This window comes from Streptomyces sp. NPDC014864, from assembly GCF_043081525.1.
Classification (GTDB): Bacteria; Actinomycetota; Actinomycetes; order Streptomycetales; family Streptomycetaceae; genus Streptomyces.
In genome coordinates, this window is the sequence record NZ_JBIBWT010000008.1 from 317,805 (window position 1) to 336,291 (window position 18,487).

The window sequence follows — 18,487 nt, forward strand, 5'->3', positions numbered from 1 at the left end:
ATGCCGGCGCAGCTGAACAGCTGCGCCGGCATTGCTCTTCCCCGGGCCCCTCGCCCTCCGCCGGGCCCGTCCCCGTACGCTCACCCCCAGTGCCGACCACCGGGGGGACCGTGACCGCAGACCTGCTGCCCGCCCTGACCGGCCGCGCGAGGGCCGCCGCCCACGCGCGCGCGGGCGACTGCGCCTGCGAGGCGGCCGGCACCCTCGCCGACCGCCCGGACGGCACCGTCGTCCGCCACGCGGACACCGTCGCGAAGGCCCACGCCCCGGACGCCGACCGCGCCGAGCTGACCGCGCGCCTGGCCGTGGCGGCCCGGCTGCCCGGGATCCTGCTGTCCCCGCTGTGCCCGGCCCCCGCCGACCTGCACGGCCGCCTCGTCACCTTCTGGCCCTATGGTGACCCCGTCGACCCCGACGCCCCGGACGCCGCCCCCTGGGAAGCCGCCGCCACCCTCCTGGCCCGCCTCCACCGCAGCCCGCTCCCCACCCCGGCCACCGTGCCCCCGGCGCGCGATTGGGGCGCGCCGGACGCCCGTCCTTTCACCCCGCCGCCGGGGAACGCCGGGACCCCGGACGCCCGTTCCGCCACCGCGCCCGCGACACGCGCCGGTGAGTGGGAGGCCCGTCCCCTCACCCCGCCGGCGACGCGCGCCGGGTCCCCCGACATCCGTCCCGCCGCCGCGCCGCCGCCCATGCGCGGCCCCCTCAAGGCCGCCCGCGCGTGCGACCGTCTTCTCGCCGTGGCGCCCGGGCATCCCGCCGCGGCTCCCGTGCTGCGGGCCTGGGACACCCTCCCCGCCTGGTCCCGAGGCGAGGCGCCCATGCCGGACTCCGCCGTCCTCTGCCACGGCGACCTGCACCTCGGTCAGCTCGTGCGCCACCCCGCGCCCGACGGCCCCTGGCTGCTCATCGACGTCGACGACCTGGGCACCGGCGTACCGGCCTGGGACCTGGCCCGCCCGGCGGCCTGGTTCGCCTGCGGGCTGCTGCCGCCCGACGAGTGGACCCGTTTCCTGAACGCCTACCGGGCGGCCGGCGGTCCGGCCGTGCCCGCGGACGGCGACCCCTGGCCCGCCCTCGACGTATCCGCCCGGGCGCTCACCGTGCAGACCGCGGCCCTGGCCGTCGTCCGGGCGACCGCGGCGGACCGGCCGCTGGACGAGGTGGAGCGGGCCGTGGTGGACGCCTGCGACCGAATGAGGGGCATCCCGGCGGAGTTGACCCAGGGCGTGCCGAAGTAGGGTGCAACCGACCGCAGCCGGACAGAGTCTGTCCTGGCGACACCCGAAGCAGGACCGACCGGCGAGGAGTTGAGCCGACCATGCAGTGTCCGAAGTGCCATGCGCCGATGCACACGTACAACCGCAACGGCGTTCAGATCGAGCAGTGCAGCGGCTGTCGCGGCATCTTTCTCGACTACGGCGAGCTGGAGTCGCTGACCCGCCTGGAGTCCCAGTGGTCCCAGCCCGCGCCGCCGGCCCCGCCCGCCCCGCAGGCGTATCCCTCCGCCCCCGCCTGGGGCGCCCCGCACGGCGGCCATCACGGCGGCGGTCAGGGTCACTACGGCCACCACCGCCACAAGAGCTTCGGCCACATGCTGTTCTCCAGCTGACCCCGCGGGTGCCGTTCTCCGGCTGACCCCGTGGCCGGGCGGCAGCCGCCCCCGCGGACAGCCCGCCTGCACCACGAGGAAGCCCCCGACCGTATGAGACGGCCGGGGGCTTCGGTGTGTGGACGATACTGGGATTGAACCAGTGACCTCTTCCGTGTCAGGGAAGCGCTCTCCCGCTGAGCTAATCGTCCTCGGGACCGCGATCCGAAGATCACGGGCACTGCGTGCGCGATACTGGGATTGAACCAGTGACCTCTTCCGTGTCAGGGAAGCGCTCTCCCGCTGAGCTAATCGCGCGGAGGATCCGGAGATCCGGCGGACCCGCAGGTCCAGTGGACGATACTGGGATTGAACCAGTGACCTCTTCCGTGTCAGGGAAGCGCTCTCCCGCTGAGCTAATCGTCCTTGGAGGTGGAGACGGGATTTGAACCCGTGTAGACGGCTTTGCAGGCCGTTGCCTCGCCTCTCGGCCACTCCACCAGGAGTGCGGGGACCGGGAGTCCCCTGCTTCCTTCGAGCGGACGACGAGGCTCGAACTCGCGACCTCAACCTTGGCAAGGTTGCGCTCTACCAACTGAGCTACGTCCGCCTGTCGTTTCGGTCCGCTTCCGCGGCCCGGCGACGTGTTGAACTCTAGCGGATTCCGGGGCCAGTACAAAAACGCGTTTGTGCAGCGTGCTGCGCTGCGTCCCCGGGAGGACCCGGGCGGGCACCCGGAAGGACACACCCGGGTCGCCCGGCCGACACCCGCCATAGACTCGACTGCGTGCCCGACCTGCCTCCTCTTGCCCGCTTCGGCGACCGCGTCGCCACCGGCCTCCTCGACGTCACCGACGACCCCGCCGCCCTGGACTCCACCGGCTTCTGGGCCGTCGCCGCCGACTACGAGGGCCGGCTGACCTGCGCCCGCTTCCGGGACGTACGGGAGGAGCCGGTGCCCGGACCCGTGCCGGGCCGGTGGCGGGGTCCGGCGGTGGGTGACTGGACGTCGTCCCTCGACCGCGCCGCGTACACGGCCGGCGTGCGGCGCATCCACGAGCACATCGCGTCCGGCGAGGTCTACCAGGCGAACCTCTGCCGGGTGCTGTCCGCGCCGGTCGCCCCCGACGCCGACGTGGACGCCCTCACCGCCCTCCTGGCCCGCGGCAACCCGGCGCCGTACGCGGGAACGATACGGCTGCCCGAGCACGGCGTGGAGATAGCCACCGCCTCCCCCGAGCTGTTCCTGCGCCGTGACGGCCGGACCGTGGAGTCGGGCCCCATCAAGGGCACCGCCCCCACCGAGGCGGAACTGCTGGCGAAGGACTTCGCCGAGAACGTGATGATCGTGGACCTGGTCCGCAACGACATCGGACGTGTCTGCGCCACCGGCACCGTCACCGTCCCCGACCTCTGCGCCGTCGAGAAGCACCCCGGCCTGGTCCACCTCGTCTCCACCGTCCGCGGGGAACTGCTCCCCGGCGCCGGCTGGCCCGAGCTGCTCGACGCAGCCTTCCCGGCCGGCTCCATCACCGGAGCCCCCAAGTCCAGCGCCCTGCGGATCATCGACGCCCTGGAGACCGCCCCTCGCGGCCCCTACTGCGGCGGGATCGGCTGGGTGGACGCCGACCGGGGCACGGGCGAGCTGGCCGTCGGCATCCGCACCTTCTGGATCGACCGGGCCGCCGACGGCTCCGCCCTGCTGCGCTTCGGCGCCGGCGCCGGCATCACCTGGGACTCCGACCCCGAGGGCGAGTGGCGGGAGACCGAGCTGAAGGCGGCCCGGCTCCTCGCGGTAGCGTCGGGAGCCTACGAGGCCATCGGAGAGGGACTGCACACGTGAAGATCTGGCTCGACGGCGGGCTGCAGGACACCGAGACCGCCCGCGTCTCCGTCTTCGACCACGGGCTGACCGTGGGCGACGGCATCTTCGAGACGGTGAAGGCGGCCGACGGGAAGCCGTTCGCGCTCACCCGCCACCTGGACCGGCTGACCCGCTCGGCCCGCGGCCTGGGACTGCCCGACCCCGACCACGACGAGGTCCGCCACGCCTGCGCGGCCGTCCTCGCGGCCAACCCGATGCCGCTCGGCCGGCTGCGGATCACGTACACCGGCGGCCACGGCCCCCTCGGCTCCGACCGCGGCGACCACGGCCCCACCCTGGTGGTCGCCCTGGGCGAGACCTCCCGCCGCCCCGACTCCACCGCCGTGATCACCGTGCCGTGGACCCGCAACGAACGGGGCGCGCTCACCGGCCTGAAGACCACCTCGTACGCCGAGAACGTCGTCGCCCTCTCCCGGGCCCACGAACAGGGCGCCTCCGAGGCGCTGTTCGCCAACACGGTCGGGCAGCTGTGCGAGGGCACCGGCTCCAACGTCTTCGTCGTCCTCGACGGCGAAATCCACACCCCGCCGCTCGCCTCCGGCTGCCTCGCCGGCATCACGCGCGAGCTCACGGTCGAGTGGACCGGGGCGAAGGAGACCGACCTGCCGCTGGACGTGCTGGAGCGGGCCGAGGAGATCTTCCTCACCTCCACCCTGCGGGACGTCCAGGCCGTGCACCGGGTCGACGCCCGCGACCTGGGGGACACGCCGGGGCCGGTGACCGCCAAGGCCATGCGGATCTTCCAGGAGCGGTCCGGGGACGACCTCGATCCGTAGCATCGCGTCACACCCGCCCCGGAGCCGGAAAACGGGCTGACGCCCGCGGCCCCGGCGGGTAGAACACCCTTGATGACCACGACCCTGCGGCCGAGCGAGCCGCTTCAGCACCACGCCGACGGGACCCGTTCGCGCCGCTACCAGGTGTGCGTGAACAGCCGCCCCGTCGGCGTGATCCACCTGGCCACGTCGCCCTCCTTCGGCGACTCGCTGGCGCGCATCGTCCACCTGCGCATCGACGAGCCCGACCGCCGGCGCGGCCGGGGCACCGTGGCCGCGCTCGCCGCGGAGGAGGTCGTCCGCGGCTGGGGCTGCCGGCAGATCGAGACCCTCGTCCCCGCCGACGACGCGGCGGCCCTGCGGCTCACCCAAGCGCTCGGCTACGTGCAGCGCAACCGCGGCATGGAGAAGCAGCTCGGCGACGTGCCGCCCGACCTGCCCCCGGGCAGCCGCGCCCGCCCCATGACGGAGGCGGAGTTCACCGGCTGGCACGCGTACCAGTCCGAGCACTACGCCCGCACCTGGATCGAGCGGGGCGTGCCCGAGGCCGAGGCGTACGCCAAGTCGCGTCGCGACCACGAACAGCTCCTGCCGCGCGGCCTCGCCACCGAGGACACACTCCTCAGTGTCCTGGAGCACGACGGTGCGCGGGTGGGCGTCCTGTGGCTGGCGCTGCGCGACGACGAGGCGTTCGTCTTCGACGTGGAGGTGGAGGCCGACCACCGCGGCGAAGGCCACGGCCGTACGCTCATGCGGCTCGCGGAGGCGCAGGCGATCGCGGCCGGCCGGCGGCGCCTCGGCCTCAACGTGTTCGCGGGCAACACCCCGGCCGAGCGGCTCTACGCGTCGCTCGGCTACGTGACGACCAGGTACGCCCTGTACAAGCCCCTGCTGTAGCCCGCCGCCATGGCCCCTCGCGCGGGGACCGGGTCAGTCCTCCTGGCCGGCCAGCAGCCGGTCCACGATCTCCTCGACGCGCTCGCGCAGCCCCTCCTGGCTCTTGCCGCCGTCCAGGCGCTCGCCCCCGACCACGTACGTCGGTGTGCCCGTCACGCCGATCGCCTTGCCCTCGGCCTGGTCGGCGTCGACCATCAGGATGTGCCGGCCGTCGATGAGCGCGGTGTCGAACTCCTCGGCGTCCAGGCCCAGTTCGCGGGCCACCTCGACCAGGAAGGACTCACCCCCGCGGTCCAGCTCCTCGACCCGTTCGAGTACCGCCTCCACGTACGGCCACAGCCGCCCCTGCATCGCGGCCTCCTCGGCGGCCTGCCCCGCGGCGAAGGCGTACTTGTGCTTCTCCAGCGGGAAGTGCCGCAGCCGCAGCTCCAGCCGGTCGCCGTAGCGCTCGCGCAGCGCGCGCAGGTCGGCCAGCGCCGTGCGGCAGTCCGAACACTGGAGTTCGCACCAGACGTCGAGGACCGGGGCGGCGGTGCGTGCGGGGGAGGAGTCGCTCATGCTCCCAGTCTCCCAGCCCCGCCCCGGACCGCCCAATCCGGGATCACACCTGGCCCGGCGGGGTCCCGCGCCCGTCGTACGGCCTACCCGGCCCCGGGGAGGAGGCGACCCGGAGATGTCCCTGATGTCCGCCCGGATCGTGGCACGGCGCCGCGGCCGGGGTGCAGGATGGAAGGGAGGAAACCGCCCCGACCGGTGAGCCCTGCCTGGAGGCCCGGATGATTGCCGAGACCGTCTGTTCCGCCGTCTCCGCGGCCGGCCTGGGCATCGCCGCGGTCACGGCGTTCCGCAAGCGCTTCCTCGCGGCTGCCCGGATAGCCGCGTACTCCCTCGTCCCGGTCGGTCTGGTGATGACGGGCGTCGTCGGCTGGCTGGCCGACACCGCATTCAGCCCCACCGCCTGGGCAGGCTTCGCCGTGCTCGGCGTCGCCTGGGTGCTCTTCCTGACCACCCGCGCGGTGGAGCGGCGCCGCGGCGGCACCCGCAGGGAGCGCAGGGCCGCGGCCCGGGCCGAGCGGCAGGAGGTGGCCGCTCCGGGGACGTCGGCCCCGGCCCTGCGCCCGGCCGACCGTCCCGCGGCCGCGCCCCGCGCCGAGGACGACTTCAGCGACATCGAGGCCATCCTGAAGAAGCACGGCATCTGACCGGAGCGCGGTCGGCGTGTGCCCTCCGGAACGGCGCGCGAGTCAGGGGTGGGCCGGGAAGTGCTCAGGACCTGACCCGAACCGAAACGAAGATCACGGAATCCGGCGAACTCCCGGACGTTCCTCGCGTGTTGATCGCGCGGCGGGTGCCCGCTGCGTCATCATCGCCGCGAGATGGTGGACACGACACAGAGCGAGGCCGCGCCGCCGAAGGACGAGCCGCGCGGGTGCCTCTTCGCCCTTTCCCAGCCACCGCTGATGATCTTCCTTGCGGTGATCGGGTGTCTGCTGCTCATGGCTTCGTTGCACGACCTGCTGTTGCTGTGAGCCGTACCGTGGGTCCTCGGCGTCACCCGCCGGGGGACCACGACCACGAGCCCGCCGAGGCTCCGGGTGCCGGCCGCCGGGCCTTCCGCTCTCCGCCACCGACGCTCCGACGTGAGCCGCCGGGCCTTCCGGTGTCCGGCACGGGCGCTCCGGTGTCAGCCGTCGCCGCGGACGCTCCGGCGTCGACCACGAACGCCCCCGGTTGTCAGCCCGCCGCCTCCTTGCGCCGCGCCCGGTACGCGGCCACGTGCAGCCGGTTGCCGCAGGTGCGGCTGTCGCAGTAGCGCCGGGAGCGGTTGCGGGAGAGGTCGACGAAGGCGCGACGGCAGTCGGGTGCCTCGCAGCGCCGCAGACGCTCCCGCTCCCCGGCCACCACGAAGAACGCCAGCGCCATGCCGCAGTCGGCGGCCAGGTGGTCGGCGACGGACGCGCCGGGGGCGAAGTAGTGCACATGCCAGTCGTAGCCGTCGTGGTCCGTCAGCCGGGGCGTGGTGCCCGCGGCGGCGACCAGCTCGTTGATCATCCCGGCGGCCGTCCGGCTGTCCGGGGCGGCGAAGATCCCGGCGAAGCGCGCGCGGATCCGGCGCACCGCCGAGAGGTCGAACTCCGACAGCACCCCGACGTCGCTCATCCGGTGCGACCGCACGAACTCCTCGAGTGCCGTGACGTCCGACAGCCCGTCCGGCGCCGCGTCCTCCTCCGGTGCGGTGTTCACCAGATCGACCACGGTGTCGAGCGCACACCGGGTGTCGTGGGTGATCAGCACGTTTCGCTCCCTGCCCTGGGGATCGGGCACACACGCCCGCCGATGCTGGCCGATCGTAGTGGCTCGGCCCGCCGGCCGACCCCGCCTCACCACGCACCGGCGTCCGTCGATATCAACGCGGTGACGCGGTCCGGGGTTCCCGCGGCCGTCGCCGCCCGGCACTCACCCTGCGTGACGGGCACTCCCGGCCGGTGCGTCCGGAGGACATCCCTGCACTGCGCGCACATCCCCCTACGCACACCGGCACCGTCCCCTGGCTGGGAACGGTGCCGTTGCATCCCGTATGCGGTTGTCCTGGCCCGAGCCGTCTCCCCGAGTGGACGGCGCCGGGCAGCTTGAGGCCCTGGAGGGATCCGGGGCTAGCTTTCCGCGAGGATGTGCGAGAGCTCCTGATCCAGATCGAAATGTCGATGTTCCGTGCCGGGGGGCACGGCGGCGTCGGTTCGCTTCAGGAAGGACTCCAGGGCTCGCGCCGGGGCCTCCAGCAGGGCCTCGCCCTCCGGCGAGCTCAGGGCGATGCACACGACGCCCTGGCCATGACTGCGCGACGGCCAGACACGGACGTCGCCGGTCCCGGTGGGACGGTGAAGCCCTTCGGCGAGGAGGTCGCGGGCGAACACCCACTCGACGGTCTCCTCGGCTCCGGTGTGGAAGGTGGCGTGCACGGCGTAGGGGTCGGCCGTGTCGTACCGCAGGCCTGCGGGGACAGGCAGGGATGACTCGCTCGACACAACGAGGCGCAGGTGCAGCTCGCAGCTGACCGTGGTGTTCATAAGCGCCGGGGCCTTTCGCTCAGTGTGCGCTCGGGGATTCGCACGTCGGCGAAATCGACATGCCACCTACGGTGCCGTTGTAAACCCCTCTGAGTGTTTTGCCTGCCTTTACGTAACTCTTCCGGCCGAGAACCTGTTCGCGAGGTACCACCATTCCGGTGACTCGAATCTCTCGGGTAGGCTCGGGCTGTATGAATACGGGGAGTGACGGTTCTGGCGAGGTCGCCGTGACGCCGGACGGGGCGAAGGCGGACGAGGCGCGGGACCGGCAGGGACTCGGGTCGCGCGCGCCGCGCTTCATCCGGTCACGCCGCGCGCTGCACGTGAGCTGGCAGGTCGGGGTGTTCGTCGTCGGGCTGGCCGTCGTCGGCGCCGGTGTCGTCATGCTCCCGCTCCCCGGACCGGGCTGGGTCGTGATCTTCGGCGGCATGGCGATCTGGGCGACCGAGTTCGTCTGGGCCCAGCTCGTGCTCCGCTGGACCAAGCGCAAGGTCACCGAGGCCGCCCAGCGGGCCCTCGATCCCAGGGTGCGCCGCCGCAACATCGTCCTCACCCTGACCGGGCTGGTGATCATCGCCGTCCTGGTGGGCGTCTACGTGTGGAAATTCGGCCTTCAGTCGCCCTGGGCCCTAGAGAACCAGTGATCCGGGACGTCCGGGCCGGCCCGCGCGCTCCGGGCCGCTCCGGCCCGTCGGGGGCCACCCTCCGGCTGCTCCCCGGCCCGTGGCCGCCCCGTGCCGCCCGGTGGTCCCGGCCACCCCCTGACATGGGGTAATGTTCTTCCTGCGCCCGGGCGATTAGCTCAGTGGGAGAGCGCTTCGTTCACACCGAAGAGGTCACTGGTTCGAACCCAGTATCGCCCACCCGGCACGGCGGCCCGTCTGCGATTCGGCAGACGGGCCGCCGTCGTGTGTCCGCCGTGTCTGTGCGGTCCACGCCCCACCGGCCGCGCCCCGGCTCCCCTCCTGCGGCGACACCGCGCGATCCGGGGGAGCGGAGACGAAAGCGGTTCCATGGTCCGGACGGTGACGATCCGTTACTCGCGAGGGAGCGCACAAGAACGCGCGAAGAGGATCAATAGGGTCAGGGTGAGGCGGACTTTCGGGACTGTGTCCCTTTCCGGAAGAAGTTCCGAAGGTGGGCGTCCGGCGGAAATCCCCGGTACGTATTCCAAAACGCCGTCACTTTTCTTCGCCCTGTGTCGCGCACGGCCCCCCGTCACTCGGCACCGGCGGGCCGATGACCTCCCACAGGGCCGGGCGGCTGAAGGGGATGCGCAGGTCCACCGCCGCCTGGCGCAACGGAGCCAGGTCGGCCGGAGCGGCGATCTCGACCAGCACCTGGAAGGCGAACAGCCGGTCGTCCCGGGCGGCGTGCGGATCGGCGGCCACGGCGGACAGCACGAGAGTTCCGCGGGAGTCACCCCGCGCGGCGAGCGCCCTGGCCGCATCCGCACGGTGGTCGATGTCCTCGGCCGGGTCGGCGGCGAGGGCCGCGAGCGTGTCCCCGCCGCGGGGATCGCCCAGCGCGTCCAGGGCCTGCGCCACCCGGAGGCGGTGCGCCACGTCCCCGCCCACCGTTCCCGCGATCGAGGCGAGGGCGTCCGCGTGGAGGGCGGCGCTCGCGCCCTTCAACCGCTGCGCGGCCATGATGCGCTCGTGCATCCGCACCGCGGCGGACGTGGCGAGGCCGAGCAGCGCCTCGGTCCCCGCGCCGTCCCCCAACTGCTGGAGCGCGGTCGCGGCCGCGATGCGCTGGGCCGTGGCCGTGCCCGGGTCCCCCGCCAGCTCGGCGAGTGCGCGCCTGCCCCGCGGGTCCTCGATCGTCTCGAGCCTGCCCGCGGCCCGGATGCGCTCGCCGTGGCCGGACCCGCGCGCGTCGGTGGCGATCAGGGCGAGCAGGTCCGGCGCTCGGGCGTCGCCGGTGTTCAGCAGTGCCTCGGCCGCCGTCAGACGCGCCGCGCTCCCGTGGTACGCGCCGTCCGCCACCGCGGCCAGGAAGTCGGCGCCGCGCCGGTCCCCGGCTGAGGCCAGGAGCACGGCCGCCTCCATACGGGCGTCGAGCTCGCCCCGGTGGCCGGCGACGAAGGTGGCGAGCACCTCCCGATGGCGGGGGTCGGCCGCCGCCTCGAACGGCGCGGCGGCCACCAGCAGGTCGGGCAGGCTGCGCACCGGCAGCCTGCACACGTCGAAGAGCGTCTCGGCGCCGTGCGCCTCGCCCACCTCGACCAGGTGCTGCGCCGCCCGGGCCCGGGTCAGGAAGTCGAGTTCGGGCCCCGTGGCCATCGCGGTGAGGATCCGCGGGCCGCGTGCGTCGGAACGCCGGGCCAGCCGTACCGCCGCGCCGAGCCGATGGTTCGGGCCGGCGGCCGGGTCCTCCGCGAGGGCGGCAAGGACGTCCCGGTGCCCGGCGTCCTCCCCGGCACTTTCGAGCCGGGTGGCGACGCGCAGGCGGAAGGCCGCGGGGAGACCGGGATCCCTCCCCATGGCGATCAGATGCGCCGGGCCGCGAGGATCGCCCAGCGCGACGAGGGACTCGACGGCGCGCATACGGTCCGCGAGGTCACCGTCGGCGCCCGAGGCGACCAGCGACAACGCGTCCGCCGCGCGTACGTCCCCGAGATCACTGAGCCGGAAGGTCGCCCAGGCACGCGCGCCCGTGTTCAGGAAAACGCCCTCGATGCCCGGATGAGGTCCGAGCGCCAGGGCGGCGAGGGCGTCGGGGTACCTCTCGTCGTGCAGTTGCCCCAGACGCGCGGCGGCGCGGGCGCGCTCGCTGACACCCAGTTCGTCCGTGTCGCTCTCCCCCCGTGTGCACGTGGCGATCAGGAACAGCACGTCGGCCCACCGGGGGTCCCACTTCTCGAACACCTCCGCCACGGCGACGAGTTCATGGACATCGCGGTCCCCGTCGGCGAGGAGTGCGGCGAGCGCGTCGAGGCCCCGGGCGTCCTCGGCCTCCCGGAGCCGGCTCGCCGCCCAGACCCGGATCGGAACCCGTTTCCCGGGGTCCGCGGCGACCGCCGCCAGACCGTCGGCGCACCGGCGGGGACCGAGGGCCTCCAGCTCCGTCCACGACCAGCTGCGCTGGTACATGCCGACTCGGGCGTCCCCCGCCAGGGAGGCAAGGGTGAACGCGTACGCCCGCAGACTGAGTTCCTCCAGTGTCGCCAGCACCGGCCCGCGCAGGAAGAGTTCCAGCTCGGGCTCCGAGGCGATGGCGGCGAGGGCCTCGACCCCACGTGGGTCGCCCCGCTCGCACAGTGCCTTCGCCGCCCAGACCCGGTCGTGCACGGACAGGCCCGCGTCGGCGGCCATGACCTCGAGCGTGCCGCCGGCGGCGGCGTCCCCGAGGCGCATACGGGAGCGGAGCACCTCGACCCGGGCGTCGAAGGACAGGGCCTGGGCGGGGGCCTGGCGCAACGTGGTCAGCGCGGCCTCCCCCACCGTTCCGTCCAGCGGGGTGCCGTCCGCCGCGAGGCCCGCGATGTAGTGACTGCCCGTCAGGTCGGCCGCCCAGCGGCGCATGGGGGCGGACAGGTCGCGTCTGTCGTGCCACGCCGCGATCAGGAACCGGGAGAAGGAGTCGTCCTGCTCGGGTCCGGGCGGTGCGGCCCGGCCCCATCGACCGAACAGTGCCCGGTACGCCGCCGTGCCGCGCCGGGCGTCGGCGGCGACACGCTGCGCGGCGAGGAATTCGACGAAGGTCTGGTGGAGGAAGTGGAAGTCGCCGGCGCGCTCGGCGAGCAGGCCGCTGCGCCGGAGGAAGTCCCGGACGAGATCGGGCCACACCCGGACCGGAATCTGCGGGGGGCACAGGGAGGACGTCCACCCGGCCATGAGCTCCAGGGCGGGGCGGGTGCCTCCGTCGAGGCGGTCGATGGCCAGCATCCCGACGAGTTCGAAGGTCCGGTCGTTGAGCCGCTCGGCGGCCGTCGTGACCTCCGCGCGGTACTGGTCGGCCGCCGCGCGGATCTGCGACACGATGCCGTCGGTGCCCGGCCGGTAGCGGCTGTCGTTGAGCAGCCGGACGTACGCCTCGTACAGCGCGTACCGCCCCGGTGGCAGGCGCCGTCCCGGATCCGCGGCGAAGAGCTGGCACAGCATCGTCGCCATCAGCGGCGTCTTCGCCATGAGGCGCAGCCCCAGGCGGTCCACCTCGCCGACGAACCGCGTCGCCGCACCCGCGGGATCGTCCATGCGCAGGGCCTCGAACCAGGCGGCGGCCAGTTCCGGCAACTGACCCGCGCCGAGAGGGAGCAGCTGGAAGCGGTGCGGGCGCCAGTCCGGCGTGGTGGCCAGTTCGTCGTCGGGCAGGGGGCGGGTGGCCACGACGAAGCGGTAGAGCGCACCGTCCGGATCCTGGGCGCGCAGACCGGCCAGCTTGGTCAGGACGCGCCGGCGCCGCTCCGCGTCCATGACCTCGTCCAGCCCGTCGATGAGCACCAGCCAGCCGGCGCCGGGTGCGGGCGGTTCGCGGAAGAAGTCCGGCGTCCACTCGTGGCGGGTGCCGACGGCACCCAGGTCGGCCCGGATGCCCGCGGCGAGCGTGTCGGGAAAGGCACGCTCGGGGACGAGTTCGGCCGCGGTCAGCCGCACCGGGACCCAGCCGCCTCCCCGCCCCCGCGCCCATTCCCCGGCCAGGGAGTGGGCGACCGTGCGCAGCAGACTGGACTTGCCCGCCCCCGGACGACCGACCAGGACGGCGTCGCCGGGCGTGGTCACGACGGCGTCCGCGGGCAGACGCCCCCCGCCGGGGTGGCCGGGTCCGCCGTCCGCCCCCGCGGTGTCCGCCCGCTCCGCCTGCTGCCGGACGTAGACCGCGGACAGCGGCGGCATGACCCCGGCGACGACACCGGGGTAGGGATGCGCCTGCGCGGCACGAGCGGCGTCCGCCAGATAGTCACGCAGCCGGGGGCCGGGAAAAGGTCGCCCCAGGATCCGCAACTGCTGCTCGCTGAGCACCTCCAGCCAGGCGCGCTCGTCCTCGACGTCGTGCTCCGCGGCCGGACAGCGGCCGAGGATCTCACCGGCGGGCAGCAGGTGCGCGCTGCCCGCCTGGTCGGAGGTGCAGATCATGCCGCACACGGCCCCGGTCCGCTCGTTCACCACGGGGCCGCCGCTGAACCCGGGGCCCACGGGGGTGCCGTACGCCCGCAGCAACTCCAGCCGCGTGTGCGTCGCGCGCCGCGAACGGCCCTGGAACGCGAGGCCGGCCCACTGCCCGGCGCGGAACTCGTTGTCGGGATGCCCGAAGGCCCACAGGGGGTCTCCCGGCTCCGCCCGGTCGCAGACGAGCACCGGTCCGGGGCCGGCGGCCGCCTCGTCCATCAGCAGCAGAGCCAGATCCAGCCCCGTGGCGCGGTCGCGGTGGTGGCCGCCGGGGGCGAGGACCAGGTCGCACTCCAGGCCGAGCGCCGCGATGCGGCCGATGATGCGAAGGGGCTCGGGCGCTTCGTCCTCTCCGAGGAGGTGGGCGCAGGTGGCGACCAGACCCGGAGCGACGAGGAAGCCGGTTCCCCGCAACGTGCCCGTGGGCAGGCGGACGTCGATCGCGAGGGTCGCCGCCGTCAGCAGGTCCGTCCACCGTCCCGGCTCCGGGCTCAGCCGGCCGCCGGAATCTCCCATTCCAGGCTCACCGTGAAGGAGGACGCGGCCTTGGCCGAGCGCTCCGGCACGGCACGCAAGGAAGCTACTGGGTGGACTGCTGGGACTTCGCGGATTCCGGCAGACAAGCTGATTTCGGCAGACAAGGAGCCCTCCCCCGGGAGCCCGGCTGGCAGATCTGGTGAGGGAGGACCCTAAGGCGTGTCCTCCCGGCGAGGGCAAGGAACCGGTCATGGTCGTCCGGAGCGGTTGCCCCTCCCGGACGGCTGTCCGTTCCTGATGGAACGCCCGGAGGCGCGCGTGCGGGCGTGCGGCGGCCGCCGTTTCCCCAGTGCCCGCATTGGCCGGATCCGGGCCGCGGAACGAGGCCGTCCCCGGCGGCCCCACCGGTCCGGAGATCCGTTCGACGCGGCCGCGCGCCCAGGGCCTCTCCTCCTTCCTCCGCCTTGCACCTTGCACGCACCAGTCCCCGCTCGGGCGCCTCGGAAGGCACCGCCCGGAGCCGGCCTGATCCGAAAGAAAGGCCCTAGCTAGTGCATCCTCCCCAGCAGGTCCCGCACCCGGCGGACGTCCCGCAGTCGCTGCTCGTAGGTGGCCCCGACGGCGAGCAGCAGCAGCCCGGCGAGGGCGGGCGGCACCCAGCGCGGCAGGGCGTCGGTGACCTGGACGAGGTAGGGGGCGAGCTCGTGCAGCGCGTCCAGGGTGAGCACCGCGCCGCCGAGCAGGAGCGGTGCCCGCAGCCGGTGCCGGGCGCCGAGCAGGGTGAGCAGCAGCGCCGCCGCTCCCAGCAGCAGGGGGCGCGGCCAGTGCGGGTCGCTCCAGGCGGCGCCGAGGCTCGGCAGCAGCCCGGTGGCGAGCCCGGGACCGTACGCGGTCCAGGACGACGACTGCGGATCGCGGCGCCTGCGCAGCAGGCCGACCACCAGTGCCGGGACGGCCACCGGCAGCGTGTACGCCTCCGGAGTCCCCACGCCCCAGGACGCCAGCCGCACCCAGCCGGCCAGCACGAACAGCGCGGCCGCCGCGTAGCCCGCCTGCCTCCGGTCCGGCCGGGCCGCCGTGCCCGCGGCGATCACACCGCACAGGGCGAGCACCGGCGCCAGCATCGGCGGGTCGGTGACCGCCAGGCCGACGCCGACCAGGGCCGAGGCGGCGCCCGTCACCTCGACCGTGTACCGGGCGGCGCCGGTGACGCGCGGCGCGACCAGAGCGGCGGCGGCCGGCACGGCGAGGACCAGCAGCGCGGTGTGCTGCGGCTGCCAGTCGAGGCAGGCACCGACCGCGCAGGCGAGGGCGGTGGCGTACCCACCGACGGCGGCCGCGGGCGCGGGACGGCGTACGACGGCCGCGAACAGCGCGGTGAGGAACGCGAGCACCACCAGCGTGGCCGGCTCGGACGCGAGCGCGAGGAGCGCGAGACCGGCGGAGGTGGTCAGCGCGAGGACGGTGGAGGTGAGGGGGACGAGGGGAGGGGAGGGGAAGGGCGCGTGGGCTCCGTGAGGGGTGCGGGGTGTCTGGGACGCCGGCTCCGACGGTGCCGTCGGCCCGCCGGCGGTGATGGGCGTGGCGGTTGCGGACGGTCCGGCGGACGAGGGCGGTCCGGCGGTCACGGACGGTCCCGTGGCCGTGGTGGGCGCCGGGGTCCGCGTCACGCCGTAGGCCAGGAGCACCAGCCCCGTGGTCGCGGCACCCTCGATCATCAGGCCCACCGCGTACGGCAGTTCCAGCGCCGCGGGCAGGACCAGGGCCGCCGCCCAGGCGAGCGGCAAAGCACCGGCGAGCGCGCGCGGGCGCCAGGCCGGGTCGCGGACCGTCACCGCCAGGAACCCGGCGACCACCGCGAGGACCAGCGGAGCGGTGACCGCGTGCGGTGGCCACGGCAGGTCGGCCGTCACCGCGGCACGGACGTCGTCCGGCGCCCCGGACCACGCCCGCGCCACCCAGCCGGCCGGCCCGAGCAGGACCACGACGACGGCCGGCAGCGCCCACAGCACCGCGAGGCCCTGAACGACGTCCGAGGCCCGGGCCAGTCCCTGCCGTACCGCCTCCGGCAGCCGGCCCGTCCGGGCCGCCGCCGCCAGGGCGACGCCCCAGACCAGATGGACCGGCACGGTCCACATGTCCGGCAGCACCGCGTGCGGCACGCCGCCCAGCGCGGCGACCACGAGGAGCCCGGCGCCGAAGGCGGCGCCGGTGGCGGCCCTCGGTGCGGCGAGCCGCCCGGCGGCGGCCAGGGCGATGCCCGCGGCGAGCAGGAGGAGCACCGCGCCCCGGACGGCGTCGGCCGGACCGGCGGCCGTCCACGCCAGCAGCGCGGCCGCGAGCGCGCCCCAGCCGCCCAGCGCGCACGCGCCGGCGGCGGCGGTCACCCGCAGGTACCCCGTCCGTGCCCGCACGGCGAGGACGGTGTCGAACCCGCCGGTCAGCAGGAGCGCGGTGGCGATGCCCCACGGACCCGTGGCGGCGGCGACCGCCCAGAGCAGCAGCGGCAGTTGGGCCGCGCCGAGCGCGGCGGGAAGCGGCAGCCGCAGCCCGGCCGGCCCCAGCGGCGCGCCGGCCTCCGCCGGGCGTGTGCTTCGCGGGTCCGCCGGCGAAGGTTCCGCCGGCCGCGGCGGCCGTACCGTCCGCAGCAGGTGCCCGTACGCCGCCCACACGGCGGCGAGCAGCGCCGACGCCACCGCCGCGTAGCCCGTGCCGTCGGTGGCCGCGAACACCGTCTCGTGCAGTGCGTGGACGTCGAGGACGGTCAGGGCGAGCCCCAGACCGGCCAGGGACTCGGCCGTGGACGTCAGCCCCCGCCGCAGCAGCGGCACCGGCGCCGCGAGGGCGCCCAGGGTGACCGCGCCGAGTACCAGGCCCCGCCCCGCGATGCCCAGATGCCCCCAGCTGACCAGCGTGAACGCCATCGCCGCGACGGTCAGCAGGACACCGCCGAGCACCAGCAGCACGTTCTGCACGCGCGGTGCGGTGGTGTCCTGGGCGGGCCTGACGGCGGCCGCCGTCGCCTGGGGCAACGGCGGTGCGGGCGGCGCCGGGTGCTGTCGCAGCACGGCGACCAGCCAGCCGCGGCGGGCCAGCAACTGGGCGCGGCGGGCGTCCAGTCGGCTCAGCTCGGCGTCGAGGAGCCGCAACTCCTCGGCCGGGGGCGGGAAGTGCGTCATGCCTCGGAGTGTGACGCCGGTCATGGTCCCGGGCATGAGCGCGCGTACTCAGGCGGCGTACTCAGATGCGCTGCCACACTCTCCCCGTGGACCTGCACCGATATCGTTTCCGCAGCCTCTGGATCCTCAGCGGGCCGCCCGCCGCCGTGTACGCCGAGCTGGAGCGGGTCGAGGACTATCCGCGCTGGTGGCCCCAGGTGCGCGAGGTCGCACGGGTCGACGGCGCGACAGCCGTGCTGAGGATCCGCTCCCTCCTCCCGTACGACCTGACCGTCACCGTCCGCGAGGCCCGGCGCGACCCGCGGGCAGGGGTGCTGGAGACCGCGATGACCGGCGATCTCGACGGCTGGGCCCGCTGGACCGTCACCGCCCACGGCTCCGGCACCCTGGCCCGCTACGACCAGCTCGTCGACGTGAACAAACCGCTGCTCAGGCGCCTCGCCGTACCCGGACGGCCGGTTTTCCGGCTCAACCACCGGATGATGATGCGCGCCGGACGGCGCGGACTCGCCCTCCGGCTGGCAGCGGTTTGAAGGAAGCATGCACGGGCCTGTATGGTTCAGTGCGTTCCCGGGCGATTAGCTCAGTGGGAGAGCGCTTCGTTCACACCGAAGAGGTCACTGGTTCGAACCCAGTATCGCCCACCGGGAAAGGCCGGTCCGCACCAGCGGACCGGCCTTTTGCATGCCCCGGCACGGCTACGCGGCCGCCGGCAGCTCCGGGCGCAGCGGCCAGGAGGGATCCACCGACTCCTGTGAGCCGCTGCGCGCGAACCACGCCTGCAGGCCGCGGGCCTGGGCCGCGTGCCACCCGGTCTGGAGGGTGTGCAGCTCGCTCGGGGTCAGGCGCTCCAGCCGGGCCGAGAAGCGGCGGCCGAGCGCGCGGACGACCTCCAGCGCGGCCAGCGCGTCCGCCGCCGCGTCGTGCGCGTCCTCCAGCGCGACCTCGTAGTGCGCGCACAGGTCGGTAAGCGTACGGCGGCCCTTGCGGTAGCGGTCGAGATGCTTGTCGAGGACCCGCGGATCGAGCACGTGCAGGGGCGACGCCTCGAGCCGGCGGGCGAGCGAGGAGGCCCGGTGCCGCCGCAACTCCCGGTCCAGCAGCGTCAGATCGAACGGCGCGTTCATCACCACCAGCGGACGGCCGCGCGCCGCGTGCTCGGCCAGCTCCTCGGCTATCTCGTGCATCACCGGCGCCGGCCAGCGGCCGTTGCGCTGGAGGTGCTCCTCCGTCAGCCCGTGCACCGCCGTCGCCGCCTCGGGCACCGGCACCCCCGGGTTCACCAGCCAGCGCGCCACCCGCGGCCGGCAGCCCGGGGCGTCCTGGACGACGACGGCGGCCGACACGATGCGGTCGGTCTCGACGTCGACGCCGGTGGTCTCCGTGTCGAACGCGGCCAGCGGGCCCTCGTACCAGCACGTCATACGTCCCCAACTCCTCCCGCAGTCCCGGCAGCTGACGTCCCGTCTTCTGCCCGTTTGGTGATACCCGGGCTGTTTGCGT

General features: G+C 74.4%; 15 protein-coding genes and 7 tRNA genes. 11 read left to right on the forward strand and 11 right to left on the reverse strand.

Annotated features, from left to right (window positions below):
• Positions 1–134 precede the first annotated feature (134 nt).
• Positions 135–1,241 carry an aminoglycoside phosphotransferase family protein gene (locus tag ACF1A5_RS17640; protein ID WP_392193823.1) on the forward strand — a complete coding sequence of 369 codons (1,107 nt, stop codon included), beginning with the start codon at positions 135–137 and terminating at the stop codon, positions 1,239–1,241.
• 80 nt (positions 1,242–1,321) lie between these two features.
• Positions 1,322–1,612 carry a zf-TFIIB domain-containing protein gene (locus ACF1A5_RS17645; protein ID WP_392193752.1) on the forward strand — a complete coding sequence of 97 codons (291 nt, stop codon included), beginning with the start codon at positions 1,322–1,324 and terminating at the stop codon, positions 1,610–1,612.
• Positions 1,613–1,731: 119 nt separating this feature from the next.
• Here ACF1A5_RS17645 and ACF1A5_RS17650 read toward each other — a convergent pair.
• The 5 genes from ACF1A5_RS17650 to ACF1A5_RS17670 all read right to left on the reverse strand — a co-directional run bounded on the left by ACF1A5_RS17650 (position 1,732) and on the right by ACF1A5_RS17670 (position 2,201).
• A tRNA-Val gene (locus ACF1A5_RS17650) sits at positions 1,732–1,803 on the reverse strand.
• Between the two features lie 34 nt (positions 1,804–1,837).
• A tRNA-Val gene (locus ACF1A5_RS17655) sits at positions 1,838–1,909 on the reverse strand.
• Between the two features lie 36 nt (positions 1,910–1,945).
• Positions 1,946–2,017, reverse strand: a tRNA-Val gene (locus ACF1A5_RS17660).
• Position 2,018: 1 nt separating this feature from the next.
• Positions 2,019–2,092 (reverse strand) — tRNA-Cys (locus ACF1A5_RS17665).
• A gap of 36 nt (positions 2,093–2,128) precedes the next feature.
• Positions 2,129–2,201, reverse strand: a tRNA-Gly gene (locus ACF1A5_RS17670).
• Between the two features lie 177 nt (positions 2,202–2,378).
• On the opposite strand from ACF1A5_RS17670, the gene ACF1A5_RS17675 reads away from it, so the two are divergent.
• From ACF1A5_RS17675 to ACF1A5_RS17685, 3 genes are all read left to right on the forward strand, one after another.
• Positions 2,379–3,434, forward strand: coding sequence for a chorismate-binding protein (locus tag ACF1A5_RS17675; RefSeq protein WP_392193753.1), 1,056 nt, complete (start codon positions 2,379–2,381; stop codon positions 3,432–3,434).
• Entirely contained in the window at positions 3,431–4,252 is an 822-nt protein-coding gene (locus tag ACF1A5_RS17680) for an aminotransferase class IV (protein ID WP_392193754.1), read from the forward strand. The genes ACF1A5_RS17675 and ACF1A5_RS17680 overlap by 4 nt, the downstream gene beginning before the upstream one ends.
• A 72-nt stretch (positions 4,253–4,324) precedes the next feature.
• Positions 4,325–5,149, forward strand: a complete 825-nt coding sequence (locus tag ACF1A5_RS17685; RefSeq protein ID WP_392193755.1) for a GNAT family N-acetyltransferase — start codon at positions 4,325–4,327, stop codon at positions 5,147–5,149.
• Between the two features lie 33 nt (positions 5,150–5,182).
• Here ACF1A5_RS17685 and ACF1A5_RS17690 read toward each other — a convergent pair whose 3' ends face one another.
• A complete protein-coding gene (locus ACF1A5_RS17690; RefSeq protein WP_392193756.1) occupies positions 5,183–5,707 on the reverse strand; it encodes a DsbA family protein in 525 nt (174 codons plus the stop codon).
• Positions 5,708–5,925: 218 nt separating this feature from the next.
• Between ACF1A5_RS17690 and ACF1A5_RS17695 the strand changes: the two genes are divergently transcribed.
• Together ACF1A5_RS17695 and ACF1A5_RS17700 are read left to right on the forward strand one after the other, a co-directional pair.
• A complete protein-coding gene (locus tag ACF1A5_RS17695) occupies positions 5,926–6,351 on the forward strand; it encodes a hypothetical protein (protein ID WP_392193757.1) in 426 nt (141 codons plus the stop codon).
• A gap of 174 nt (positions 6,352–6,525) precedes the next feature.
• Positions 6,526–6,678, forward strand: a complete 153-nt coding sequence (locus ACF1A5_RS17700) for a hypothetical protein (RefSeq protein ID WP_356185338.1) — start codon at positions 6,526–6,528, stop codon at positions 6,676–6,678.
• A 205-nt stretch (positions 6,679–6,883) separates the two neighbouring features.
• On the opposite strand, the gene ACF1A5_RS17705 is transcribed toward ACF1A5_RS17700, so the two are convergent.
• Positions 6,884–7,444, reverse strand: coding sequence for a CGNR zinc finger domain-containing protein (locus tag ACF1A5_RS17705; protein ID WP_392193758.1), 561 nt, complete (start codon positions 7,442–7,444; stop codon positions 6,884–6,886).
• Between the two features lie 359 nt (positions 7,445–7,803).
• Positions 7,804–8,217 carry an SsgA family sporulation/cell division regulator gene (locus ACF1A5_RS17710; RefSeq protein WP_004002642.1) on the reverse strand — a complete coding sequence of 138 codons (414 nt, stop codon included), beginning with the start codon at positions 8,215–8,217 and terminating at the stop codon, positions 7,804–7,806.
• Between the two features lie 191 nt (positions 8,218–8,408).
• Here ACF1A5_RS17710 and ACF1A5_RS17715 point away from each other — a divergent pair, with 191 nt between their 5' ends.
• Positions 8,409–8,861 carry a TIGR02611 family protein gene (locus ACF1A5_RS17715; RefSeq protein ID WP_392193759.1) on the forward strand — a complete coding sequence of 151 codons (453 nt, stop codon included), beginning with the start codon at positions 8,409–8,411 and terminating at the stop codon, positions 8,859–8,861.
• Between the two features lie 147 nt (positions 8,862–9,008).
• Positions 9,009–9,080 (forward strand) — tRNA-Val (locus ACF1A5_RS17720).
• Positions 9,081–9,398: 318 nt separating this feature from the next.
• On the opposite strand, the gene ACF1A5_RS17725 is transcribed toward ACF1A5_RS17720, so the two are convergent.
• Together ACF1A5_RS17725 and ACF1A5_RS17730 are read right to left on the reverse strand one after the other, a co-directional pair.
• The gene (locus ACF1A5_RS17725) at positions 9,399–13,844 is read right to left on the reverse strand and encodes a trypsin-like peptidase domain-containing protein (protein ID WP_392193760.1); all 4,446 of its coding nucleotides are present in this window, start codon (positions 13,842–13,844) and stop codon (positions 9,399–9,401) included.
• Positions 13,845–14,353: 509 nt separating this feature from the next.
• Positions 14,354–16,984: an SCO7613 C-terminal domain-containing membrane protein gene (locus ACF1A5_RS17730; RefSeq protein WP_392193761.1), complete on the reverse strand. Its 2,631-nt coding sequence runs from the start codon at positions 16,982–16,984 to the stop codon at positions 14,354–14,356.
• Positions 16,985–17,070: 86 nt separating this feature from the next.
• Here ACF1A5_RS17730 and ACF1A5_RS17735 point away from each other — a divergent pair, with 86 nt between their 5' ends.
• Complete coding sequence (locus ACF1A5_RS17735) at positions 17,071–17,517, forward strand: SRPBCC family protein (protein ID WP_392193762.1); 447 nt, start codon at positions 17,071–17,073, stop codon at positions 17,515–17,517.
• 39 nt (positions 17,518–17,556) lie between these two features.
• Positions 17,557–17,628 (forward strand) — tRNA-Val (locus tag ACF1A5_RS17740).
• Positions 17,629–17,682: 54 nt separating this feature from the next.
• On the opposite strand, the gene ACF1A5_RS17745 is transcribed toward ACF1A5_RS17740, so the two are convergent.
• Positions 17,683–18,408, reverse strand: a complete 726-nt coding sequence (locus ACF1A5_RS17745) for a 3'-5' exonuclease (RefSeq protein WP_392193763.1) — start codon at positions 18,406–18,408, stop codon at positions 17,683–17,685.
• Between the last annotated feature and the right edge of the window lie 79 nt (positions 18,409–18,487).

Bases quoted from the DNA above. Each gene is read 5' to 3' on its own strand.
- ACF1A5_RS17645 (WP_392193752.1), top strand. From the start codon at position 1,322: ATGCAGTGTCCGAAGTGCCATGCGCCGATGCACACGTACAACCGCAAC.
- ACF1A5_RS17685 (WP_392193755.1), top strand. From the start codon at position 4,325: ATGACCACGACCCTGCGGCCGAGCGAGCCGCTTCAGCACCACGCCGAC.
- ACF1A5_RS17690 (WP_392193756.1), bottom strand. From the start codon at position 5,707: ATGAGCGACTCCTCCCCCGCACGCACCGCCGCCCCGGTCCTCGACGTC.
- ACF1A5_RS17695 (WP_392193757.1), top strand. From the start codon at position 5,926: ATGATTGCCGAGACCGTCTGTTCCGCCGTCTCCGCGGCCGGCCTGGGC.
- ACF1A5_RS17700 (WP_356185338.1), top strand. From the start codon at position 6,526: ATGGTGGACACGACACAGAGCGAGGCCGCGCCGCCGAAGGACGAGCCG.
- ACF1A5_RS17710 (WP_004002642.1), bottom strand. From the start codon at position 8,217: ATGAACACCACGGTCAGCTGCGAGCTGCACCTGCGCCTCGTTGTGTCG.
- ACF1A5_RS17715 (WP_392193759.1), top strand. From the start codon at position 8,409: ATGAATACGGGGAGTGACGGTTCTGGCGAGGTCGCCGTGACGCCGGAC.
- ACF1A5_RS17725 (WP_392193760.1), bottom strand. From the start codon at position 13,844: ATGGGAGATTCCGGCGGCCGGCTGAGCCCGGAGCCGGGACGGTGGACG.
- ACF1A5_RS17730 (WP_392193761.1), bottom strand. From the start codon at position 16,984: ATGACGCACTTCCCGCCCCCGGCCGAGGAGTTGCGGCTCCTCGACGCC.
- ACF1A5_RS17745 (WP_392193763.1), bottom strand. From the start codon at position 18,408: ATGACGTGCTGGTACGAGGGCCCGCTGGCCGCGTTCGACACGGAGACC.